The sequence below is a fragment of the Rhizomonospora bruguierae genome, assembly GCF_018397995.1.
In the GTDB taxonomy this organism is placed as follows: Bacteria; Actinomycetota; Actinomycetes; order Mycobacteriales; family Micromonosporaceae; genus Rhizomonospora; species Rhizomonospora bruguierae.
In genome coordinates this window covers 254,255-277,606 of record NZ_BBQH01000010.1, presented here as the reverse complement: position 1 = coordinate 277,606, position 23,352 = coordinate 254,255, and the positions used below count along the sequence as shown (strand labels likewise).

Here is a 23,352-nt window from a genome sequence, read left to right as displayed (position 1 = left end):
GGGGCGGGCGAGATGGATACCAGGCGGGCAACGGTGCGCGACGTGCGGCGCGCGAACCGGGCGGTCCTGCTCACCCACCTGTACCGGTCCGGCCCGCTCAGCCGGCACGAACTGGCCCAGTCCACCGCGCTCAGCCAGGCCAGCGTCAGCAACCTGATCGGCGAGATGATCGGCGAGGGCCTGGTCGAGGAGGCCGGCTTCGTCGAGTCCGACGGCGGCCGGCCCCGGGTACTGCTGCGGGTCGCCCCCGGCTACGGGTATGTGGTCGGCGCCGACGTCGGCGAGACCCGGGTCCAGGTGGAACTGTTCGACCTGTCGATGGCGCCGCTGGCCAAGGCCGAGTACCCGCTCTCGTCCACCACGCCGAAGCCGGACGAGGTGCTCGACCGGCTGCTCGACGGCCTCGGCTCGGTCGTCGACCGGGCCGGCGTCGACCCCGCCACCGTCCTCGGCCTCGGCGTGGCCGTGTCCGGCGTGGTGGAGCGCACCCGCGACGCCGTCGTCCACGCGCAGACCCTCGGCTGGGAGGGCGTCCCGCTCGGCGCGATGCTGCGCCGGGACACCGACATCCCGGTCCTGGTCGACAACGGCGCCAAGACCCTCGGCCAGGCCGAGCTGTGGTTCGGCGCCGGGCGCGGCTCCCGGCACGTGGTGGTCGCCCTGGTCGGATCGGGCGTCGGCGCCTCGGTCGTCGCGGACGGCGCCAGCTACCGCGGCTCGCACAGCAGCGCGGGCGAGTGGGGCCACACCACGATCGCGTACGACGGGTGCGCCTGCCGCTGCGGCGCCCACGGCTGCCTGGAGGCGTACGTCGGCGCCGAGGGCATCCTGGAGCGGTACCGCCAGGCCAACCGGGGCCGCCCGGCACCGGGCGCGGACGAGGAGTCGGCGCTGGCCGCCGTCATCGCCGCCGCCCCCACGTCGAAGACGGCGGCGAAGGTGTTGGACGACACCGCCGGCTACCTCGGGGCCGGGCTCGGCACGCTGGTGAACCTGTTCAACCCCGAGCGGATCGTCCTCGGCGGCTGGGCGGGGCTGGCGCTCGGCGGCGCGATGCTGCCCGCCATCCGCGAGGCCACCGCCCGGCACGCCCTGCGCCAGCCGTACGCGCAGGCCACCATCGAGCTGTGTGAACTCGGTCCGGACGCGGTCGCGATGGGCGCGGCGACGCTGCCGGTGGCCGAACTGCTCAGCGACGGCGGCATCGCCCGCGCCGCCGCCCTGGCGGGGGCCGGTGGCGGAGCGGGCCGCGCCGCCTGCCCCACCCCGGCCCGGGCCCGCTAGCCGCGCAGCCGGCGGATCGTGTCGCGGTACCAGAGGGCCGACCGCTTCGGCGTGCGCACCTGCGTGTCGTAGTCCACCCGGACGATGCCGAACCGCTTGTCGTACCCGTACGCCCACTCGAAGTTGTCCAGCAGCGACCAGGCGAAGTACCCGCGCACGTCGGCGCCGTCCCGGCAGGCGCGCGCGACGGCCGCGATGTGCGCCGCGTGGTAGGCGGTGCGGTCCTCGTCCGCCACGTAGCCGGTCGCGTCGGGCGCGTCGTCGAACGCGGCGCCGCTCTCGGTCACCACCATCGGGACCCCCGGATAGTCCCGGGCGACGCGGGTGAGCAGGTCCGTCAGGCCCTGCGGGAAAATCTCCCAGTCCATCGCGGTGCGCGGCAGCCCGCGCGGGATCGCCCGGACGACCGGGTTGCCGGCGGCGTCCACGGTGCGGCCGTCCTCGTCCACGCCGGAGAACAGGTGACCCATGTAGTAGTTGACGCCCAGCACGTCGATCGGCGCCGAGATGATCTCCAGGTCGCCCGGCTCGACCGGCAGCCGGATGCCGCGCCGCTCCAGGTCCGCCAGCACGTCCGCCGGGTACCGGCCGCGCCGCAGCGGGTCCAAATAGAGGCGGGTGCCGAGCCCGTCGGAGCGGCGGGCGGCGGCGGCGTCCAGGTCGCTGTCCGTGGCCGGCTCGGCGGTGCCCATGTTCAGGGTGATGCCCAGGTCGACCGGGCCGGGCGCGGCCGCCCGCATCCGCTGGGTCGCCAACCCGTGGGCGAGCAGCAGGTGGTGCACGGCGTGCATGCTCGCCGCGAAGTCGCGCCGCCCCGGCGCGTGCGCCCCGTACGCGTAGCCGAGCATCGCGGAGCACCACGGCTCGTTGAGCGTGGTCCAGGTGCGGACCCGGTCGCTCAACCTGTCGAAGACGAGCAGCGCGTAGTCGGCGAACCGGTACGCGGTCTCCCGCACCGGCCAGCCGCCGGCGTCCTCCAGCTCCTGCGGCAGGTCCCAGTGGTACAGGGTGACCCACGGGTCGATGCCGTTGCCGAGCAGTTCGTCCACGAGCCGGTCGTAGAACGCCAGCCCCGCCGGGTTCGCGGGGCCCCGGCCGCCCGGCTGCACCCGCGGCCAGGCCACCGAGAAGCGGTACGTGTCGACCGCCAGGTCCCGCATCAGGGCCACGTCCTCGGGCATCCGGTGGTAGTGGTCGCAGGCGGCGTCCCCGATGTCGCCGCCGGCCACCGCGCCGGGCACCCGGCAGAACGTGTCCCAGATCGACGGGGTCCGCCCGTCCTCGGCGACCGCCCCCTCGATCTGGTACGCGGAGGTCGCCACGCCCCACCGGAAGCCGGTCGGCAGGTCGTCGAGGGGGCCGTGGCGGGACGAGTCGTCGACGGGGGACAGGGTCGCGGTCGGGTCCATAGTTCTCCTGAGGTCGGTTCCTACCGAGCTTCTAGCCCGTGGCCGGGTGCAGCCAGCAGGCGACGGTGCGGGTGCGGCCGTCCGGGGTGCGCGGGTGCCCGAGCACCGGCACCCGGTCCGGGCAGGGCTCGAACGCCTTCGAACAGCGGGGGTGGAACGAGCAGCCGGTCGGCATGTTGCGCAGGTCCGGCGGGGAGCCGGGGATGCCGGTCAGTTCCCGCCGTTCGCCGCGCAGGGCGGGGAACGAATGTAGCAGTCCGTCACTGTACGGGTGCAGGGAGTCCCGATACAGCGCCGGCGCCGGGGCCTCCTCGACGATCCGCCCGCCGTACATGATCGCGATCCGGTCCGAGAACTCCACCAGCAGCGACAGGTCGTGGGTGATGAACAGCACCGAGAAGCCGAGCCGCTCACGTAACTCGATGAGCTGGCGCAGGATCTGCCGCTGCATGACCACGTCCAGCGCGGTGGTCGGCTCGTCCATGATGACGATCTGCGGCTCCAGGGCGAGCGCCATGCCGATCATCACCCGCTGGCGCATGCCGCCGGAGAGCTGGTGCGGGTAGCTGTCCATCCGGTCCGCGGCGATGCCCACCAGCCTGAGCAGTTCGCGGGCGCGGGCCAGCCGGGCGGAGGCGGGCATCCTCGGCTCGTGCGCCCTGATCACGTCCAGCAGTTGCGTGGACACCTTGTACACCGGGTTCAGCGAGTTCATCGCGCCCTGGAACACGATCGACGTCTCCGCCCAGCGGAACGCCCGCAGTTCGGCGTGGCTGAGCGCCATCACGTCGTACGCCGGACCGGCCGCCGGGTGGTAGATGACCTGCCCGCCGCGGATCACCCCGGGCGGGGGCAGCAGCCGGGTCAGCCCGTACGCCAGGGTGGACTTGCCGCTGCCGCTCTCCCCGGCCAGGCCCAGCACCTCGCCCCGGTGCAGGGTCAGGCTCACGTCGCGGACCGCGTGCACGGCCTGGTCCCCCAGGCCGTAGTCCACATTGAGGTCTCTGATCTCCAGGACCGGGTCCTTCACGACTGCTCCTTACCGTTGCGCGCCTCGATCGTGCGCGCGGTCGTGGCGAGCACCGGCGTGAAACCGACCCGCATCCGCACGGTCCCGCCGGTGGCCGTCCTGATCTTCGTCCGGCCGCTGCTGCGCAGCCGGGGGCTGACGAACTCGTCGATGCCGAAGTTCACCAGCGACAGCGCGGTGCCCAGGATCGCGATGGCCAGGCCGGCGGGGACGAACCACCACCAGGCACCCTGCGCGAGGGCCTGCTGGCTCTGCGCCCAGAACAGGATCGTGCCCCAGTTCCAGTCCGCCGTGGAGGAGATGCCGATGAAGGCCAGGGTGATCTCGGACATGACCGCGAAGATGACCGTGCCGACGAAGCCGGACGCGATGATCGCGGTGAGGTTCGGCAGCACCTCGAACAGGATGAGCCGCCAGGTGCTCTCGCCGGTCGCGCGGGCCGCCTCGATGTACTCGCGGCGGCGCAGCGAGAGCGTCTGCGCACGCAGCACCCGGGCGTTCCACGCCCACGAGGTCAACCCGATGACCAGGGCCACGACCGTGTCGCCGGCCTCCTCCACGGTGGACGTGATGATGATGATCAGCGGCAGGGCCGGGATCACCAGGAACACGTTGGACAGCGCCGACAGCCCCTCGTCGGCCGGCCCGCCCAGGTACCCGGCGGTGACCCCGATCAGGACCGACAGGATCGTGGCGACCGCCCCGGCGAGGAACCCGACGAAGATGACGCTCCGGGTGCCGACCAGAACCTGACTGAACACGTCCTGACCCAGGTGGGTGGTGCCGAACCAGTGCGCGGCGGACGGCGGCTGGATCAGGTCCGAACTGCGCTTGGACGGGTCGTACGGGGCGATCCACGGCCCGATCACCGAGATCAGCAGGAAGAACCCGAGCACCGCCAGGCCGGTCGCCGCCTTCCGGTTGGCCACGAACCGCAGCCGCGTGCGCTTCGACCGCCCGATGAGGTCGCTGGCCGGCCCGTCCGGCGTGATCGCGTTGAGGTCGGTGGTGGCGAGGGTCATCGCTCAGCCCTCCTTACGGGTGCGCGGGTCGAGCGCCAGGTAGGCCACGTCCGCCAGCAGGTTCGCCAGCAGCACGGACAGCGTGATGATCAGGAAGATGCCCTGCATGAGCGGGTAGTCCTTGGCGCCGACCGCCTGGAACAACTGGTAGCCCAGGCCCGGGTAGGAGAACACGATCTCCACCAGCAGGGTGCCGCCGACGATGAAGCCCAGCGCCAGGGCGAAGCCGGAGACGTTGGGCAGCAGCGCGTTGCGGGCGGCGTACCCGAACATCACCCGCTTCTCCGACAGGCCCTTGGCGTGCGCGACCGTGATGTAGTCCTCGGAGGCGACCGTGACCATCATGTTGCGCATGCTGAGGATCCAGCCGCTGACCGACGAGACCAGGATCGTCAGGGCCGGCAGCAGGCTGTGCCGGATCGCGCTCGGGATGAAGTAGCCGTCGAACGCCGGCACCAGGCCCGGGTCGTACCCGCCTGAGGAGGGGAAGAAGCTGCCCGGCCCGGCGAGCAGGGCGATCGCGATCAGCCCCAGCCAGAAGTACGGGATGGACGACAGGAACGTGGTGGCCGGCAGCAGACCGTCCACCCAGGAGCCGCGCCGCCAGCCGGCGAAGACGCCCAGCATCGTGCCGATCATGAAGCTGAGCAGCGTGGTGACGCCGACCAGGGCCACGGTCCAGGGCAGGCTCTGGGCGAGCACCTGCGACACCGGCGCCGGGAAGAACGTGAACGACAGGCCCAGGTCGCCGTGGAACAGCTGGATCCAGTAGCCCCGGTAGTCGGCCCAGATGCTCTGCTTCTTGTCCAGCCCGAACAGCACGTACAGCGAGGCGACCGCCTGCGTGCTCATCTGGCCCTGGAACCGGGCGATCATCGCCTGGACCGGGTCGCCGGGGATCATCCGCGGGATGAAGAAGTTCAGGGTGATCGCGGCCCACATGGTGAACAGGTAGAACGCGATGCGCTGCAACAGATACTTCATGAGCCAATCTCCCGGGCAGCCGGGGTGCCGGACGGGGCCGCGCCGGCGGGGTCGTACAGCCAGCAGGCGGCCCAGTGGCCGGGGGCGTCACCGATCTCCAGCCGCGGCGGCAGGTCGGTGCTGCAGCGCGGCATCACCGCCGGGCAGCGGGGGTGGAAGCGGCAGCCGCCGGGCGGGTCGATCAGGCTGGGCGGCTCGCCGCCGCCGGCGTCGCGCGGCACGGACCCGGTGCCGCCCTGGATCTGGTCCGGGTCGGGCGCCGAGTCGATCAACAGTTGGGTGTACGGGTGCGCCGGCCGCTGGGTGACGGTCTCGCTGTCGCCGCCCTCCACCATCCGCCCCGCGTACATGACCATCGTGTCGTCGGCGAAGTACCGGGCCGAGGCGATGTCGTGGGTGATGTAGAGGATGGCCAGGTTCAGCCGCTCCTTCAGGTTCCGCAGCAGGTTGAGCACGCCGAGCCGGATCGACACGTCCAGCATGGACACCGGCTCGTCGGCCAGCAGCGCCGTCGGGTCGGCGCCCAGGGCGCGGGCGATCGCCACCCGCTGGCGCTGCCCCCCGGACAGCTCGTGCGGGAACTTGTCCAGGTACCGCTCCGGCGGGGTGAGCTGCACCCGGGTGAGCAGGTCGCACAGCGCCGTCTCCAGGTCCGCCGGCGTCCGCCCGGCGCGCTGGTGGATGCGCAGCGCCCGGGTCAGGTGGTACCGCACGGTGTGCACCGGGTTCAGCGACGCGAACGGGTCCTGGAAGATCATCTGTACCCGGCGCGCGTAGGCCCGGAAGGCGCGCCCCCCGCGCACCCGGGTCGGCTGGCCGTGCAGCTTGATCTCGCCGCCGGTACGCGGGTACAGCTGGGCCAGCAGCCGGGCGACCGTGGACTTGCCCGAGCCGGACTCGCCGACCAGCGCGGTGACCCGGCCGCGCCGCAGGGTCAGGTTCACGTCGTCGACCGCGTGCACGAACCGGACCGGCTTGAACAGGCTCCGCAGCTTCCGGCGCACCGGGAAGTGCTTGGTCAGGCCGGCCGCCTCGAGGACCACCTCGGTGGTGGGGGCGGCCGGGGTCTCGCGGATGGTCATCGCCTCGTCCCGCCTGGGGTGTGGGTCCCCCGGGGTGGCGGCCGGCCACCCCGGGGAACGGATCGGATCAGGTCAGGAGTTGGCCGGCTGCAGGCGCAGGACCACCTCGAGGGCGTTCTGCTGGGTCGGCTGGACCGGCGCGTACGGGTTGGCCTCGTCCGGCCAGCCCACCCAGTTCTTGGTGTTGTACTGGCCACCCACGTTCGCGGCGGACGTCGGCACGATCGGCATCTGCTCCACCATGATCTTCTGGAGCGTGTTCAGCGCGGCGGTCCGGGTCGCGTCGTCCGAGGCGTTGGCGTAGTCGTCCAGCGCCTTCGTCGCCTCCGGGCTGTTGAACCGGCCGTAGTTGCCGTTCACGCCGCCGGTGCCGACCGGCTTGAGGATCGCGCCGTCCATGATGTTCTGGTAGATGTCGTACGGCGTGGCGCCGCCGTTGGTCCAGTGCATCGCGGCGTCGAACCGGCCCTCGTCGATCGCCTTGAACCAGGCGTCCTGGTTGGCCTTGTCCACCTTGGCCGCGATCCCGATCTGGGACAGGTTGTCCTTGATGATCTCGAGGTCGGTGATGTAGTCGGACCAGCCGGCCGGGTCGGTCAGCGTGATCGTCACCGGCTTGCCGCTCGGGTCCTTCAGCACGGTGCCGTCCAGCTTGAACCCGGCGTCCGCCAGTTCCTTCTTGGCGCCCTCCACGTCCACCTTGTGGTTCTGGCCCTTGAACTCGGGCGCGATGAACGACTCACCGGCCGGGGTGGGGATGCCCGTGACGCTTTCCACCTTCGGGTAGAAGTAGCCGGCCTCGCCCTGCTCGAAGATGTCGTCCCGGTTGACCACCATGTTGATCGCCCGGCGCAGCGCCGGGTTGTCCAGCGGCTTCCGGGTGGTGTTGAACCACAGGCCGTGGATGCCCAGGTTCGGCGGGAACCACAGCTTGTGGTGCTCCGGGTCCTTGTCCACGTACACCGACTTGTAGTTCGGGATGAACACGAAGCTCCACTCGGCGCTGTCGTTGGCCAGCGCGGTGGTCTGCGCGTTGTTGTCGTTGTACGAGGTGTACCGCAGCTCCTTGACCTTCGGCAGGTCCTGCCAGTAGCCCTCGGTACGCACGCTCAGCGTGGTGGTCTGCGGGGTGAACGACTTCAGCGTGTACGGGCCGGTGCCGATCGGCTCCTTGATGATGTCCGTGGTCGGGTCCTTCAGCGTGGACCACTGGTGCTTCGGCACCACGAACACGTTCAGGATCTTCGTCTGGTTCACGAACTGCGACTTGGTGAAGGTGACCGTCACCTGGTTGCCGCTGGCGCTGACGTCCTTGTACGGGATCGCGTCCTGGTTCAGGCCGGGGTTGGCCTTGCGCAGGTCGAATGTGTACACGACGTCGTCGGCGGTCATCGGGTGGCCGTCGGAGAACTGCACGCCGTCCCGGATGGTGAACGTGACCCGCTGGAAGTTGTCCGCCCACTCCCACTTGGTGGCCAGCCACGGCTTGCCCTGCTCGGCCGGGCGGATCGGGTTGGTCATCACCAGCGGTTCGTAGATCATCCAGCGGTACCCGAGGGAGGCGCCCGAGGACGACCCGAGGAACGGGTTGTGGTTCTCGGTCTGCGGGCCGTTGGGCATGCCGACGTTCAGCACCGTGGCCGCCGGGCCGTTGTTCTTGCTGGCGTTCGGGCTGTCGCCGCACGCGGCGAGGCCCGCCATCGCGAGCGTGCCCGCCAGGGCGAGCGCGATAGTTCGGGTGGTACGCATTCAGACTCCCTCTGGTGCATTTTGTCGGGCGTACGGCATTGCGGCCGGTGCACGACATCCGGCCTCTTGGGTGGGGTTATGTGGTTAGCGTTGGTGCTCGGGCAGTGGTTCTCCCTTTTGTAGGGGAGAGAGCGCTCTCACGCAACGGCCGTTGAGGCGCGAATCGTGAACGTCGTGGGTATGACGGTGGGTACCGAGGGCAGGGGCGCGCCCTCGAAGTGCGAGATGAGCAGGCGGGCCGCCGTCTCGCCCATCTGCCTGAGCGGCTGGTGCACGGAACTGAGTGGCGGATCAGTGTGCGCCGCGAGCGTCAGGTCGTCGAAGCCCACCACGGCCACGTCCTCCGGTACGCTCTTGCCGGCCTCCCGCACGGCGGCCATCGCCCCGGCCGCCGACAGGTCGTTGTGCGCGAACACCGCGTCGAAGATCAGGCCGTCGGCCAGTGCCCGGCGCACCGCCCGCCGCCCGCAGTCGAAGGTGAAGTCCCCCTCGACCACCATCGCCGGATCGATCGGGTACCCGGCGAACGTGTACGCGTCGGCGAACCCGGCCAGCCGCTCCTGGGTACAGCCGAAGCGCTCCAATCCGGTGATCACCAGCGGCCGGTACCGCCGCAGGGCGAGCAGGTGCGCGCCGGCCGCGTGCGCGCCGCTCCGGTTCGTCGTGGCCACCGACGGGAACAGCGGCTGGTGTGCCCGATCATCGATCATCACCACCGGCAGGCCCCGCCCGTGCAGCCCGGCGATGTACTCCAGGGTCCCCTCCGGCTCGATCACCAGCAGCCCGTCGAACGACTTGGCGGACACCTGCGAGGCGAACTGCCGCATCGACTCGTCGCCCCGGTTGCAGGTGAACAGCAGCAGCCCGTACCCCTCGGTCTCCACCACGTCCACCGCGCCCTGGAGCACCTCGCCCATCCACGGCCAGGTCAGCGACGGCACCAGCATCCCGACGATCCGGGTCCGCCCCCGCGCCAGGCCGACCGCCCGCGCGCTGGGCACGTACCCGAGCTCGGCGATCACCTCCCGTACCCGGGCGGCGGTCGACTCGTCGAGTTCGCCCTTGCCGTTCAGTACGCGGGAGACGGTGGTCTTGCTGACGCCCGCCCGCGCGGCCACGTCGGCGATGGTGATCGGCATCCGCCCCACCCCCTCCGGCGATCTCGGGTCGCCGCGACGGCACCGTTCGGAACCGGTTGCGGAAGCGGTTCCGGGGCCGAGTCAACCCGAGTGAGCTGGGCCACGTCAATAACGCCGAGGTAACGAACAAAGCCTAAATTCAAAACCTAAAGAAACGCGCGCGAGGGGAGCGGGGCGGTGAGGAGGCCGGGGGCGGGTCGGCCGGGTGGGGCGGTCAGCGGGAGGGCTGCTCGGACTGGTGCCGGGACGGGATGGTGCGCAGGTCGGGGAGGGCGGCCAGCAGGGCGGCGACCATGAAGGCGATGGCCACGAGCAGCGACAGGCGGAAGGCACTCGACCAGTGGTTCGGGGCGGCGGCGAGGCTGTTGAAGAAGACCGAGCCGATGGCGCCGATGCCGACCGCGGCGCCGATGCGCTGGCCGGTCTGCAGGACGCCGGCGGCGCTGCCGGCCCGGTCCACCGGAACCTCGGAGAGGGTGAGGGTCTGGTTGGGGCTGATGACCAGGCCGCTGCCGATGCCGGCGATCAGCAGGGGGAGCGCGGTGGCCAGGGGCGCGCCGCGACCCGGGACGAAATGCAGGACGCCGTACATGGCGCCCAGACCGACGGCGACCAACACCAGGCCGATGACGACCAGGGGGCGGCCGTAGCGGTTGACCACCCGGCCGCCGAGGGCTGCGGCGCCGGCCGAGCCGAGGGCGAACGGGGTGACGGCCAGGCCGGCCTGCAGCGCGGAGTAGCGCAGGCCGATCTGGATGTAGAGGGTGAAGATGAAGAAGATCGCGGTGAAGCCGGCGAAGTAGAGCAGGGCGATCAGGGAGCCGAGGGCGTACGAGCGCACGCGGAACAGGCTCAGATCGATGACGGGTCGCGCGTGCCGGCCGAAGCGGCGCTCCCACGCCAGGAACAGGGCTAGCAGGGCGGCGGAGGCGGGGAACAGCAGCCACCTCAGGGGGCTGGTCCACTGGCCCTCCTGCACCAGGGGGAGCAGGAGCAACACGATGCCGGCCCCGAGCAGCAGCACGCCGACCGGGTCCAGGCTCTCGCGGCGCCGCTGCTCCGGTGGACGGCAGGGGATCCAGCGGAAGCTGAGGGTGATGGCGGCGATGCCGACCGGCACGTTGATGTAGAAGACCCAGCGCCAGCCCTCGTGGGCGCCGGCGATCTGGATGATGGCGCCGCCGAGCAGCGGGCCGACCGCGGTGGAGACGCCGACGGTGGCGCCCAGCAGGCCGAAGGGCCGGCCCCGGTCCACCGGCCGGAACAACTGCTGGATCAGGCCGGCGACCTGCGGCGTGGCGACGCCGGCCGCGGCGCCCTGGACGAGCCGGGCCACCACCAGCCACAGCGGACTGCGGGCCAGGCCGGCGGCGGCGCTGGAGACGGTGAACAGGGCCAGCCCGGTCACGAACACCGGGCGCCGGCCGCGGGCGTCACCGACCCGGCCGGCCGGGACCAGCAGCAGGCCGAACGTGAGCGCGTACCCGGCGAGCACCCACTGGAGTGCCGCCGGGCCGAGGTTCAGACCGGCCTCGATGGACGGGATCGCCACGTTGACGATGCTCACGTCGAGCAGGGTCATGAAGACGGCGACCAGGCCGACGCCGGTCGCCCGCCAACGGTCCCGGTTGGACATCTGGGGTGCGGCGGCGGCCGACTGTGTGCTCACCACGGTCGCGCTACCCGGTGACGGGCGGCGGAAACCCCGCCGGTCACGGCTCGCGGGGCCGGCGCGACCGCCACAGGTACTCCAGCCCGTGCCGGTGCGCCTGCACCTCCTCCACCGCGTTGACCGCGGCCACGATCACCGCCAGGGCGGCCAGGAAGAACATGGCCGGCATCCGGCCGGCGAAGGGGATCAGGGCCGCGCAGGCCGCGGCGGTGGCCAGCCGGCGCATCGAGACGGTCCGGTACACCTGCCAGCGGGCGTAGGCGAAGGTGGCGAAGTACAGGCTGGCACCGCCGGCGAGCAGGGTGCCCGAGTACCGGTCGATGGGGCGGTGGGGCGCGGCGATCGCGTCGATGGCGCCGACCGCCGCGCCGATGATGCCGCAGACGAACGGCAGGTGGGCGTAGCTGAGCGCCGGCCGGATGATGTCGGTCTGCGCGCGCCCGGTGGTGGCGAACGCCCGGTCCAGGCCCCGCATGGCGAACACGAAGTACGCCCACCAGAACCCGGCGAACAGGGCGTACGCGGCGACGACGGCGAAGAACCGGCCGTTGGACAGGGGCTGCCGCACGGCGGTCGAGCCGACCTCGACCAGCGACTCGCCGAGCGCGATCAGCACCAGCAGGCCGTACCGCTCGCTCAGGTGGGCGGTGTCGAACCGTACCCGCGCCAACTGGCGCCGCAGCAGCCGCAGCCCGCTCAACTCGACGGCGGCGGCCAGCGACCACAGCCCGAGCCGGACACCGTCGGTGAACAGGGCGCCGGTGAGGAGGAGGGGTCCGGTGACGGCGGCGCTGATCAGGTACGGGTTGAGCCGGGCGCCGCGCCACTCGGGGAAGCTGAGCAGCCACAGGAGGATCGCCAGCGCCAGGTAGGCGGCGGCGAACTCGACGCCCCGGTTGGTGCTGGCCCCCGGCACGGCCAGCGCCATCGCGAGGACCGCCAGACCCAGCCCCAGCAGCCCCAACCGGTCCCGTGCGTGCTCGATGTCGCGCCGGTTCGCGTAGACGCTGGTGCCGATCCAGCCCCAGTACATCGGGGTGAGCACGAGCACGGCGATGCCGACGCCGGTCCAGCCGCGGTGCAGGCGCACCAGGCCGGAGACCTGGGTCGCGGCGAACACGAAGACCAGGTCGAAGAACAGCTCGGCCCAGGTGACCCGCTTGGCCGAGGGCGCCGCCACCGCAGAGGCGTACCCCGCTGCCGGCGCCTCACTCGGCCCGGAGCGCGGCCGGCCGCCGTGGCCGCCCGCGCCGCACCCTCGGGGAGCGGATCAGCGGTCGATGGAGACCGGGACCTGGGTCTCGTCGGTGATGGCGTGGCGGGCGCGGCGGCGCAGGTACACCGTGGTGGCCACGCCGCAGGCGATCGCGAGCACCAGCGCGATCCAGGAGACGTCACTGAGCCAGCGCTCGGCCACCCGGCCGAGGGAGTACAGCAGGTAGGTGGTGCCGAACGCCCAGACCAGGCCGCCGGTCGCGTTCGCCACCAGGAACTTGCGGTACGGCACGTGCAGCGCGCCGGCGAGGGGTCCGGCGAGGATGCGCAGCAGGGCGATGAAGCGGCCGAAGAACACCGCCCACACGCCCCAGCGGGCGAACATCCGTTCGGCTCGGGCGATGTGCGGGGGGCTCAGGTGGCGGGGGAAGCGGCGGCCGAGACGATCCAGCAGCGGGCGCCCGCCACGCCGGCCCGCGGCGTAGCCGACCGAGTCGCCGGCGATCGCGCCGGTGGCCGCGGCGACCCCCACCCATAACGGGTCGATCGCACCGGAGGCCGCCAGCAGCGCGGCGCTGACCAGGGTGATCTCGCCGGGGAGCGGGATGCCCATGCTCTCCAGGCCGATGACCAGCGTGACGATCAGACACACGAGCAGCGGCGGCAGTGTGCCGAGCCATGCCTCCACGTGGTGCATGAAGCACGACCCCCCTTCCGGTCGCCCGCGACGCCGGCGCCAACCCTATCGGACCCGTCCGGGGCCCGTGGCCCAACGGCGGCTTGCCGGTGGCCCCGATGAAAGGGGTAAACCGGATGCCGGCGGCCCGGCCCGTGGCCACGCACACCGGTCGCCCCGGCGGTGCGCTGGGCTCGCGGCCGGCGGTGCGCCGAGTCGCTGGGCAGGGTCGGTGGCGCGTACCGGGCTTACGGTCGGCGGCGGCGGCGCCCCACCGGGCGGCGGTACTCCCGCCAGACCCGGTCGTAGATCGCCGGCAGGAGCGCGGCCGCCGGCTGGCGGGGGTCGAGCCGGTCGGGCGCGGCGCCCCGGGGGTGCGGCACCGCCCCCGGGCCGGTCATGCGCAGCGTCACGTCGGGCAGCGGGAGCGGGCGGTGGTACCACCGCGCCCGGCGCATCTGGTCGCGGCCGTCCGCGTCGAGCAGGACCAGGTGGCCGCGGGCCCGGTGCCACGGGCTGGCGAACCGGTGCAGCGCGTCGGGGGCGCCCCCCACCGGCCAGCGTTCCAGGTGGACCCGGCGCACCGGCAGGTACGAGCCGGCGGCGACCGCGGCGGCGAGGGCGCAGCGGGCGGCGTCGTCCGCGCCGAGCAGGGCCACGGTGACCCCGCGCCGCCGGTACGCCGGCGTGAGGGCCCGCAGCGTGGCACGCCGGGCCGCGTGGGCGGCGGAGGCCAGCGGGTGGGCGCGCCACCAGGCGGCCAGGAACGCGTGCTGGCAGGCGGCCAGTGCGCTCCACTCGCCGGCCCTCGCGTGCGCCAGCAGCGCCGCGGCTTCCGCGCGGAGCGGCAGGGCCTGCGCCAGCGGGCTTTCCAGGGAGGCGGCGTCGCGCAGCTCCTTCAGCCGCGCGAGCACCCGGCCCGGCGCGGGACCCCCGGTCAGCAGCCGGCGCAGCAGCAGCACCCAGAACTCGTCGCCGGCCGAGAGCGCCCACCCCGCGATCGTGTCCACCCGCCGGGCCAGGCAGGCGGCCGCGGCCGCGGGGTGCACGCCGTGGCCGAAGACGAGGTCCGTCACCAGGCGCACCTCGATCCACTGCCCCGTCCCGCGGTCCAGCCCGAGGAACGGACGGCCGGAGGTGGGCAGCCGGATCAATCCAGACTGCCGCAGCACCCGTGCCGCGTCGTCCACCCCGGCGGGCTCCACCAGGATCGTGAGCCGGTCCGGGCGTCCGTCGTCGGTCTCGTCGGCCGATGGGAGCGGGCACCAGCGCGACCCGGCCCGGTCCATGCCGGCCAGCACCGCCCGCATCAGCCAGGAGGCGTCAGGCATGCCCATCGGTACCGGTCCGTTCGGCGATCATGCGATCCCCGGGGGCGAACCCGCCGGACGGCGGACCCCCGCGTGAGTTACCGAGGGGGGTCAGGGGTTGGGGGTGGGGGTGCGGCGTTGGAAGCCGCCGAGGAGGGCGAACTCACGGCACCGGGTGCCACCGGTCGCGCCGGCGAGGGTGCGACCCGGCGCGCCGCAGGTGACCCGGAGGCTGACCACCGCGCCGGCCTTCATCTCGATCGGGGAGACCAGGTGGTAGTCCAGGTCGCGGAAGTTGGCCAGCGACTGGGTGAACAGCGTCTGGCCGTCCACGAGGAGGTCGAGGCGGCCGTCGTCGCCCTGCGGGTTCTGGAAGAAGATGTCGGTGAGCGTGATGGTCCGGCCGGCCGGGACCGTGTACCGGGAGGTGTCGGTACCGCCGCCGCCGCTGCTGGTGGTCAGGCGGCGGGTGACCGGGGTGGTGCCGTCCGGGACCGTGCCGGGCGGCACCGCGGTCGGGGTCGGGGCCGGCGCGCCGCCGGTGGGCTGGGTGGCGGCTCCGCCTCCCCCGCTGGCGGCCTGGACGGCCTTCTCGGCGGCGGCGCTGGCCTCGACCGCCTTCTGCTGGACGGGCGCGATCTGCTCGGCGGTCGCCTCGCGGGCGGCCGAGCGGACCGCGGGGCGCAGCACGCCCCACCACAGGCCGGCGCCGAGCAGCAGCAGGATCAGCAGCGCCGCGAGCACCCTGCCGGCACCCCGGGGTACCAGGGGAGTCTGCACCGTGGCGCCGTCCAGGGTGACCGGCGGGTCCGCCTCCGGGGCGAGCAGCACCTGGAACGGGTACGTGACGGGCTGGCCCCGCCAGAGCAGGCGGCGGGGCCGGACGGCGACCGTGACGAACGCGGCCTGGCCGGGCGCGACGGTGAGCGCCGCGGGCCGGGTGGCGATCGCCAGGCGGTTGTCGGGGTCGCTGCCGCCGACGCCGACCTGGAGCGGGACGTTGCCGCGGTTGTCGATGGCGACCTCGTGCCGGGCGCCGCGCCACCCCTTGGACGTGCGCGGGGTGAGCTCGGCGCCGGTCTCGGTGAACGGCAGGATCCGCACCAGCCCCTCGGGCACCACCTGGTCGTCGGGTCGCTCGACCGGCATGACCCGGACCGCGTAGGGCAGGTCGCCGGCGGGCACCCGGGACGTGCGCGGCGGCGTGAAGCGCACCAGCGCGTACCCGTCGGTGCCGGGGAACACCGACAGGGTGGACGGCTCGGCGCTGGCGAACTCGGCGACGTCGCCGAGCACCTCGATCGCGTACGACTCCACGATCGGGCCGTCGTTGCGGATCCGCAGGCCGCAGACGGCCTCCGCGCCGGGGAGGACCTCGACCGCGGGCTGCTCCAGGGCGGCAACCGTGCTCATGGTGACAGGGTGCCGGCCGCGGACCCCGGCCACCGGAGCCGGACGGGAGGCCGATGGGGCAGACACCGGCGCCCGTTGAGTCCACGTTGACTACACGCTTGGTCCCCCCGAACATACTGACGCCGACCGATGCGCCCGGCGGGGGCGCGACGAGGGGGAGACCGATGAGGCGGATACCGGTCTATCTGTACGCGGCCGACGCGATCTCGCGCGCCGGCCTGGCCAGCCAGCTGCGGCCCCGGCCGGAGGTGCTGCTGCTGGACGAGGCGGACGCGGCCCGGGCGGCCGTCGCCGTGGTGGTGAGCGACACGGCCGGCGAGGAGACCCTGCGGTCGCTACGATCGCTGCGATCGAGAGGGGTGCGACGCCTGGTGCTGGTGGCCACGCACATCGACGACGCGGGCCTGGTCGCCGCGGTCGAGGCGGGCGTGGCCGGGCTGGTGCGGCGCTCGGAGGCGACGCCGGAGCGGCTGGTCAGCGTGATCGCGGCGGCGGAGTCGGGTGACGGCTCGGTGCCGCCGGACCTGCTGGGCCGGCTGCTGAACCAGGTTGGTGCCCTGCAGCGCAGCGTGCTGGGGCCGCGCGGGCTGACGTTCTCCGGCCTGGCCGAGCGGGAGATCGAGGTGATCCGGCTGGTGGCCGACGGCTTCGACACCGCCGAGATCGCCGAGAAGCTGTCCTACTCGCAACGCACCATCAAGAACGTGCTGCACGACGTGACCAGCCGGCTGAACCTGCGCAACCGGTCGCACGCGGTGGCCTACGCCCTGCGCAACGGGCTGATCTAGGACCCGTGCCGGGAGGCCCGGCCGACCATGCCCTTCCGGCGCGGCCGGGAGCTGTTGCCCGATCGGGCGGCCGGACCTGCCCCGAGGGCGGCACCGCGGCCCGGGGCGGTCCGGCCGGTGACCGGCCACCGTGGACTGCGGGAGGGATGCGCCGTGCGTCGAGCTCGATCAGCGATCGCCGGGCTGGCCGTCGGGCTGCTCACCGTCACCACCGTCACGGGCGCCGTGGCGCCGCTGCGGTCGGTGGCCGCCGACGCGCCGGAGCCGCCGTCGTACCGGCTGGGCTACACCAGCCACGACCACCCGGTACTGGCGGCCGCGCTGCCCGGCGGGCCCGCCGGGGACGTGCTGGGCACCGCCGCGACCGAGGCCGACCAGGATGCGGACGCCCGCGGTGGGGCGCTGGCCTGGATCGGCCGGCAGCGCCCGGCGGACCGGGATGAGCCGGCCGGGGACGTGTTCGTGCGGCGGGTCGGCGGCGCGGTGGTGCGGCTGACCGACGACGAGGCGCGGGACCGGTCGCCGGCGCTGTCCCCGGACGGCCGGCAGGTCGCCTTCACGTCCGACCGGGGCGGGAACGAGGACATCTGGGTGGTGGACGTGCCCAGCGGCGCGCTGCACCGCATCACCGACCACCCGGCGGCGGATTCGGACCCGAGTTGGTCGCCCGACGGTACCCGCCTGGTGTTCAGCAGCACCCGCGACGACCCGGCGGGCGGCCTCTACACGGTCGCCGCGACCGGCGGGCCGGCCACCCGACTGACCATCACCGGCGGTGCGGGCACCGGCGCGGCGGACACGCAGCCGGCGTGGTCGCCGGACGGGCGGCGGATCGCCTTCACGACCACCAGGTTCGCCCCGGCGGCGGTGCCGGGCGGCGTCCAGGAGGCGGATGTGGCGACCGTGCCGGCCGTCGGTGGCCCCGCGACCCGGGCGACGCCGGCCGGCCGGAACGCGTCCCAGCCGGCCTGGGCGCCGGACGGCCGGCGGCTGGCGTTCGTGAGCACCCGCGACGACCCGGCCGGCGATGTGTACACGGTGGACGGTATGACGGTCACCGCCGTGGCCGCGGACCCGCTGCGGGCCGAGCGGCAGCCGACCTGGCTCGGCGGCCGCGTCGTCCACACCACCGTCGCCGTGGACGAGACCGCGGACGTGTGGAGCGCCGACGCGCGCGGCGGCGACCGCCGCGACCGCACCGCGCGGCCCTGGCGGGACGAGCGCGGCCCCGCCTACAGCGCGGACGGGCTGCGCCTGGCGTACAGCGCGGTCCAGCCCGATGGCGGCGAGCGGATCGTCGTCGCGGACGCGGACGGCCGCAACCCGCGGGTGCTCGCCCCGCCCGGTACCGCCGCCCTCGACGACGACTCCGACCCGACCTGGTCGCCGGACGGCACGAAGATCGCCTTCGCCCGCCGGTTCCCGACCGAGGCGCCGCCGCGGATCCTCGTCGCCCGGGTCGCGGACGGCGCGCTGGTGGGCACCGTCCCGGTCCCGGGGCACCTGCGCGGCCGGGGCGACATGGCGCCGGCGTGGGCGCCGGACGGCTCGGCCATCGCGCTGGCCCGCGCCGCCGCGCCCGCGGAACCGTCCCTTGTGGAGCCGCACCGGGTCGACCGGCCGGCCCTGCCGGGCACCCCGGTCACGCTGACCACTTCCGTGCTGACCCCGCAGATCCCGGCCCGTCCCGACATCGTCTTCTTCCTTGACAGCACCGCGTCGATGCAGAACGTCATCGACGAGTTGAAGACGACGATCGTGAACGTGGTGGACCGGGTGCGCGACGTCCAGCCGGACGCCCGGTTCGCGCTGGTCGCCTACGGCGCCGACGCCCGAGGCGAGATCGAGGCCGGCCGGTACTACCGCAAGCTGGTGGACGAGGCGGTCGACGACGGGCCGCTGCGGGCGGCGCTGTCCACCCTGCGGGCGGAGGGCGGCGGCGAAGAGGGCTGGTACAACGCGATCGTCCAGGCGTTCACCGGGCCGGATCCGCAGCGGGTACACCTGCGGCCCGGCGGCAGCCCGATCGCGGTGCTGATCGGTGACGCCTCCAGCCGCGGCACGGCCCGCTTCCCGGGCGGCGGCGAGCCGGTCACCAAGGCCGAGGTCATCGAGCGGATGACCGGCGACGACGTGCGCGCCACACTGGTGGCGGTCCCGGTCGACGGGGTGGGCGAGGACGGCCTGGACTTCGACCTGGACGGGAACGGCATCGGCGAGGCGACCGAGATCGCCGAGGCCACCGGCGGCCGGGTCACCGAGACCTCCGCGGCCAACGCGGTCGCCGCCGCGGTGATCGCCGGCATCACCCGCACCGCGGTCACGGTGGTGCCGGAGGTTCAGCACTGCGACACCGGGCTGAGCGTGACGTTCGACCCGGCACAGGCGCGGGTCGAGTCCGGGACCCGGGCCACGTTCACCGAGCGGCTCGGGGTCGCCCCGGACGCGACCCCGGGCGCGGTGCTGCACTGCACGGTCCTGTTCGACGTGCGTTCGCCGGTGGACCCGGAGACCGTGACGCAGGAGATCAGCGTGCGGGTGGCGGTGCCGGGGCGCCCGTTCGTGCGGGTGGACGACGTGACGGTCACCGCCACCGGGCGGGACGGGGCCCGGGTCACCTACGAGGCGACCGCGCTCTCACCGAGCGGCCAGCCGATGGCGCCGCCGGACTGCACGCCGCCGTCCGGGTCGGTCTTCCCGATCGGTACCACGGTGATCACCTGCACGGCGACGCTGCCCAGCGGGCAGCGGGGCACCGACACCGGCACCGTCACGGTGCTGGATCCGGACCAGTCCGGCCAGCGGATCTGGCTGGCGCGGATCGCGTCCGACACGGCCGACGAGGTGACCTTCTCGGACCAGCGTGACGTCAGCGCCCGGGTGGACGAGCCGTGCGCGGCCGGCCACGAGGACTCGGCTCCGGCCTGGGCGCCCGACTCGACCCGCCTGGCGTTCGCGGACAGCCACCGGATCACCAGCCTGTGCGTGGTGGACCGGGACGGCTCCCACGCGCGGACACCGGCCACCGGCGTCACCGGGTACGTGGCCGACCCGGCCTGGTCCCCGGACGGCCGGCTGATCGCGTTCGCGCTGGCGGAGTCCGAGGAGCCGGCCACGATCGTGACGGTGCCCAGCGGCGGCGGGCCGGCGAGCCCGCTGGTCCGCACGGCCGGCTCGGCCGACCAGCCCGCGTTCCAGGTGCTGCCCGCGCGGGACCTGACCGTCACGGTCACCGTGGGCGGGCTGCCCGGCTTCGTCGGCGGATCGGCGCTGCCGGTCACCTACACCGTGCGCAACGCCTCCGACCGCCCGGCCGTCAACGCGTTCCTCACCCCGACCCTGCCGGCCGCGCTCGCTCCGCCGTCCACGGTGGACCCGCGGTGTGCCGCCGCCGCGACGGTCTGCCGCCTCGGCACGCTGAACCCCGGCGACCAGACCACCGTCCGGGTCCTCCTGCCGGCCCGGGTGGCGCTGGTCTCGGCCGCCGGCGGGCGGGTCACGGCGACCGTGGGGGAGCGGGCGCCGATCAGCCGGACGGCGACCGCGCCGCTGGCGGTCCGCCGGCCGACGCTCACGGTCAGCCCGCCGATCGGCCCGCCCGGCTTCGTCACCGAGGCCGTCGGCCGCGGCTTCCCGCCCACCGCCACGGTCCGGCTGAGCTGGGACCCCGGCATCACGGCGCTGCCGGACACGGTGCGCACCGGCCCGGACGGCGGGTTCCGGACCCAGGTACTGATCATGCGTAAGGACGTGCTCGGGCCCCGCACCCTCACCGCGACCCGGGTCACCGGCCCCACCTACGCGCCGGTGCCGGCGGACGTGCCGTTCCTGGTGGTCCCGCGTACCCTCGCCCCGCCGCTCTACGACGGGCGGAGGTGACCCGCGTGATCCACGAGATCGATGACGCGCTGCGCCGGCTGGTCCGCGACGAGGCGCTGCGGGCGCCCGGCGGCAACGCCGGGGTCGAGGTGGTTTTCGACGCCCCGACCAAGGAGTGGGCGGCCCGCCGCAACGCGCCGACCGTGAACGTCTACCTGTACGACATCCGGGAGGACCTGCGCCGCCGGTCCCGCGGTCTGGTCAACGACTACGACGAGCATGGGATCGTCCGGGCGCGGGTCGCGCCGCCCCGGTACGTGAAGCTGTCCTACCTGGTCACGGCCTGGACCCAGCGGCCGGAGGACGAGCACCGGCTGCTGTCGGCGCTGCTGCTCGGCATGATCCGGCACGAGGCGCTGCCGGCCGCCCTGCTCACCGGCTCGGTGGCCGCTCTCGGGCTGCCGGTGCCGATGACGGTCGCGCTCCCGCCGCCCGAGGACCGGGCGTTCGCCGACGTGTGGACCGCGCTCGGCGGCGAACTGAAGCCGTCGCTGGACGTCGTGGTCAGCGCGCCGCTGGAGGCCGCCCGGCCGGTCCCGGTGGGGCCGCCGGCCCGCGAGGGCCTGCACGTCGAGGTGTCCGACACGGGCAGCGGCGCGGGCGACGACCGGGTCGGGCACCGGGTGACGGACGGCGGGACGGGCGTTCGTCGGGGTGCCGGATGAGCGATCGGGGACTCGCCGCGCTGCTCGGGCGGGTGCGCGACCTGGAGGAGGTCGTGCGGTCCGCGGTCGCGACCCGGCGGGCGGCCGATCCCCACCCGGACGACCCGTTCCGCGGCCTGTACCTGTCCGACGAGGCGCTCGACGCGGTGCTCGCCGCCGCCCGGGAACCGTTCGGGCCGTGGTCGGCCGACCCGGTCGACGGGCGGCTGGGTGCGCTCGCCGCCGCCGCCAGACTGACCACACTGGACGTATCGCTGCTGCTGGTCGCGCTCGCCCCGGACGTGGACGGCCGGTTCGAGCAGTTCTACGGGTACCTGAACGACGACGTCACCCGGCGCCGGGCCACCGTCGGGCTGGCGCTGCGGCTGTGCGGGGTACCCGAGGCCGCCGCGGCGGCGCGCGCTCGGCTCGCCGCCGGTGCCCCGCTGGTCGACCTGGACCTGGTGCGCGTCGAGGACCCGGAGCGCCCCGTGCTGTCGCGGGCGCTGCGGGTACCGGACCGGGTCAGCGCGCACCTGCTCGGCGCGGACCCGCCCGAGCCGCTGCTGACCGGCGTCGTCGCGCCCGCCGACGGGTCGGGGCCCACCCCGCCGGGCGCCGCGGAACTGGTCCGGGCGCTGCGCACGGCCGGCGCCCGCCTGGCGTACCTGCGGGAGCGTCCCGGCGGCAGCGGCCTCGCCCTGGGCGCCGCCGCCCTGGCCGCCACCGGCCGGGCGGCGGTGGCGGTGGACGCCCGCCGGCTGTCCGCCGCGCTCCACCCCGCCGAGGTGGCCGGCCTGGTCGTCCGCGAGGCGGTGCTGCGCGGCGCCGGCATCGTCCTCGGCCCGGTGGACGGCACGGAGCCGTGGGCGGTCTGGCGCCGGCTCGCCGCCGGACCCGTGCCGTTGCTCGCCTACGGCAGCGGCGCCTGGGACCCGGGCTGGTGCGAGCACGCCCCGCTCCAGGTCGAGGCGCCCGCGTTGCCGGCGCCCGAGCGCGCCGCCGCGTGGCGGTCCGCGCTCGCCGGCCGGCTCGCCCCCGGCGTGGACCCGGCCACCGCCACCGCGCACTTCGTGCTGCCCGCGCCGGCCATCCACCGCGCCGCCGAGGCCGCCGCGCTGCTCGCCGCGGCCGAGGGCAGCGAGGTCGGCGAGGCGCACCTGCGGGCCGGCGCGCGCGGCCAGAACGCGGCCGGCCTCGCCCGGCTCGCCCGGCGGATCGAACCGGCGGTCGGCTTCGCGGACCTGGTGCTGCCCCCGCCGGTCCTGGCCCAACTGCACGAACTCGCCGGCCGGGCGCGGCACCGGGAGCGGGTCCTCGCGGACTGGCGGATGCGGCCGGGCGGCGGCCGTGGCCGCGGGGTGACCGCGCTGTTCGCCGGCGACTCCGGCACCGGCAAGACCATGTCCGCCGAGGTGGTCGCCGGCGCGCTCGGGCTGGAGATGTACACGGTGAACCTGGCGACCGTGGTGGACAAGTACGTCGGCGAGACCGAGAAGAACCTGGAGCGCATCTTCGACGAGGCGGCCGGGGTCAACGCCGTGCTGCTGTTCGACGAGGCGGACGCCATCTTCGGCAAGCGCTCCGAGGTGCGCGACGCGCACGACCGGTACGCCAACATCGAGAGCGCGTACCTGCTCCAGCGGATGGAGACGTTCGACGGACTGGCGGTGCTGGCCACCAACCTGCGCGCCAACCTGGACGACGCGTTCACCCGCCGGCTGGACCTGGTGGTCGACTTCCCGATGCCGGACGCCGGCGCCCGCCGCGCCCTCTGGGACCGCTGTCTCGGCACCGAACTGCCCCGTGCGTCCGATGTGGACCTGGATTTCCTGGCCGACGCGTTCGACCTGGCCGGCGGGCACATCCGGTCCGCCGCCGTGACCGCCGCCTACCTGTCCGCCGAGGTGGGTCGCCCGGTCGGCATGGCCGAACTGATCGGCGCGGTCGGCCGCGAGTACCGCAAGCTCGGCCGGCTGACGCTGGAGAGCGAGTTCGGCCGCTACCTGGCCGACGCGCTTTAGCGCCCGTTCCGGTTGGTCGCCGCGAGGCTGTG

General features: G+C 74.0%; 17 protein-coding genes. 5 read left to right on the top strand and 12 right to left on the bottom strand.

Features of this window, described 5'->3' with window-relative positions; genetic code table 11:
• The first annotated feature begins 42 nt into the window (after positions 1-42).
• Positions 43-1,284 carry an ROK family transcriptional regulator gene (locus tag KJS59_RS01275; RefSeq protein ID WP_249713768.1) on the top strand — a complete coding sequence of 414 codons (1,242 nt, stop codon included), beginning with the start codon at positions 43-45 and terminating at the stop codon, positions 1,282-1,284.
• Here the strand turns inward: KJS59_RS01275 and KJS59_RS01270 are convergent.
• The 12 genes from KJS59_RS01270 to KJS59_RS01215 all read right to left on the bottom strand — a co-directional run bounded on the left by KJS59_RS01270 (position 1,281) and on the right by KJS59_RS01215 (position 15,985).
• On the bottom strand, positions 1,281-2,693 hold the full coding sequence (locus tag KJS59_RS01270) for a GH1 family beta-glucosidase (protein WP_213450331.1): 1,413 nt from the start codon (positions 2,691-2,693) through the stop codon (positions 1,281-1,283). The two genes, KJS59_RS01275 and KJS59_RS01270, sit on opposite strands and share 4 nt — an antisense overlap.
• Positions 2,694-2,724: 31 nt before the next feature.
• On the bottom strand, positions 2,725-3,723 hold the full coding sequence (locus tag KJS59_RS01265) for an ABC transporter ATP-binding protein (protein WP_213450330.1): 999 nt from the start codon (positions 3,721-3,723) through the stop codon (positions 2,725-2,727).
• On the bottom strand, positions 3,720-4,745 hold the full coding sequence (locus KJS59_RS01260; protein ID WP_213450329.1) for an ABC transporter permease: 1,026 nt from the start codon (positions 4,743-4,745) through the stop codon (positions 3,720-3,722). The genes KJS59_RS01265 and KJS59_RS01260 overlap by 4 nt, the downstream gene beginning before the upstream one ends.
• A 3-nt stretch (positions 4,746-4,748) precedes the next feature.
• Positions 4,749-5,729 carry an ABC transporter permease gene (locus tag KJS59_RS01255; RefSeq protein ID WP_213450328.1) on the bottom strand — a complete coding sequence of 327 codons (981 nt, stop codon included), beginning with the start codon at positions 5,727-5,729 and terminating at the stop codon, positions 4,749-4,751.
• Positions 5,726-6,811 carry an ABC transporter ATP-binding protein gene (locus KJS59_RS01250; protein WP_213450327.1) on the bottom strand — a complete coding sequence of 362 codons (1,086 nt, stop codon included), beginning with the start codon at positions 6,809-6,811 and terminating at the stop codon, positions 5,726-5,728. Before KJS59_RS01250 ends, KJS59_RS01255 begins: the two co-directional genes overlap by 4 nt.
• 72 nt (positions 6,812-6,883) lie before the next feature.
• The gene (locus KJS59_RS01245) at positions 6,884-8,560 is read right to left on the bottom strand and encodes an ABC transporter substrate-binding protein (protein WP_213450326.1); all 1,677 of its coding nucleotides are present in this window, start codon (positions 8,558-8,560) and stop codon (positions 6,884-6,886) included.
• 137 nt (positions 8,561-8,697) lie between these two features.
• On the bottom strand, positions 8,698-9,699 hold the full coding sequence (locus KJS59_RS01240) for a LacI family DNA-binding transcriptional regulator (protein ID WP_213450325.1): 1,002 nt from the start codon (positions 9,697-9,699) through the stop codon (positions 8,698-8,700).
• Positions 9,700-9,913: 214 nt separating this feature from the next.
• On the bottom strand, positions 9,914-11,335 hold the full coding sequence (locus tag KJS59_RS01235; RefSeq protein WP_213450470.1) for an MFS transporter: 1,422 nt from the start codon (positions 11,333-11,335) through the stop codon (positions 9,914-9,916).
• A 76-nt stretch (positions 11,336-11,411) separates the two neighbouring features.
• Positions 11,412-12,551, bottom strand: a complete 1,140-nt coding sequence (locus KJS59_RS01230; RefSeq protein ID WP_213450324.1) for a low temperature requirement protein A — start codon at positions 12,549-12,551, stop codon at positions 11,412-11,414.
• A 90-nt stretch (positions 12,552-12,641) separates the two neighbouring features.
• Complete coding sequence (locus KJS59_RS01225) at positions 12,642-13,283, bottom strand: DedA family protein (protein ID WP_213450323.1); 642 nt, start codon at positions 13,281-13,283, stop codon at positions 12,642-12,644.
• A gap of 227 nt (positions 13,284-13,510) precedes the next feature.
• Positions 13,511-14,599, bottom strand: a complete 1,089-nt coding sequence (locus tag KJS59_RS01220) for a hypothetical protein (RefSeq protein ID WP_213450322.1) — start codon at positions 14,597-14,599, stop codon at positions 13,511-13,513.
• Positions 14,600-14,683: 84 nt separating this feature from the next.
• The gene (locus KJS59_RS01215) at positions 14,684-15,985 is read right to left on the bottom strand and encodes a COG1470 family protein (protein ID WP_213450321.1); all 1,302 of its coding nucleotides are present in this window, start codon (positions 15,983-15,985) and stop codon (positions 14,684-14,686) included.
• A gap of 164 nt (positions 15,986-16,149) precedes the next feature.
• Between KJS59_RS01215 and KJS59_RS01210 the strand changes: the two genes are divergently transcribed.
• From KJS59_RS01210 to KJS59_RS01195, 4 genes are all read left to right on the top strand, one after another.
• Positions 16,150-16,773, top strand: a complete 624-nt coding sequence (locus tag KJS59_RS01210) for a helix-turn-helix transcriptional regulator (RefSeq protein WP_213450320.1) — start codon at positions 16,150-16,152, stop codon at positions 16,771-16,773.
• Between the two features lie 153 nt (positions 16,774-16,926).
• A complete protein-coding gene (locus tag KJS59_RS01205; RefSeq protein ID WP_213450319.1) occupies positions 16,927-20,652 on the top strand; it encodes a VWA domain-containing protein in 3,726 nt (1,241 codons plus the stop codon).
• A gap of 5 nt (positions 20,653-20,657) precedes the next feature.
• Entirely contained in the window at positions 20,658-21,317 is a 660-nt protein-coding gene (locus tag KJS59_RS01200; protein WP_213450318.1) for a DUF4255 domain-containing protein, read from the top strand.
• Positions 21,314-23,320 (top strand): ATP-binding protein, encoded by a 2,007-nt coding sequence (locus tag KJS59_RS01195; protein ID WP_213450317.1) that lies wholly within the window; start codon positions 21,314-21,316, stop codon positions 23,318-23,320. Before KJS59_RS01200 ends, KJS59_RS01195 begins: the two co-directional genes overlap by 4 nt.
• Positions 23,321-23,352: the final 32 nt, after the last annotated feature.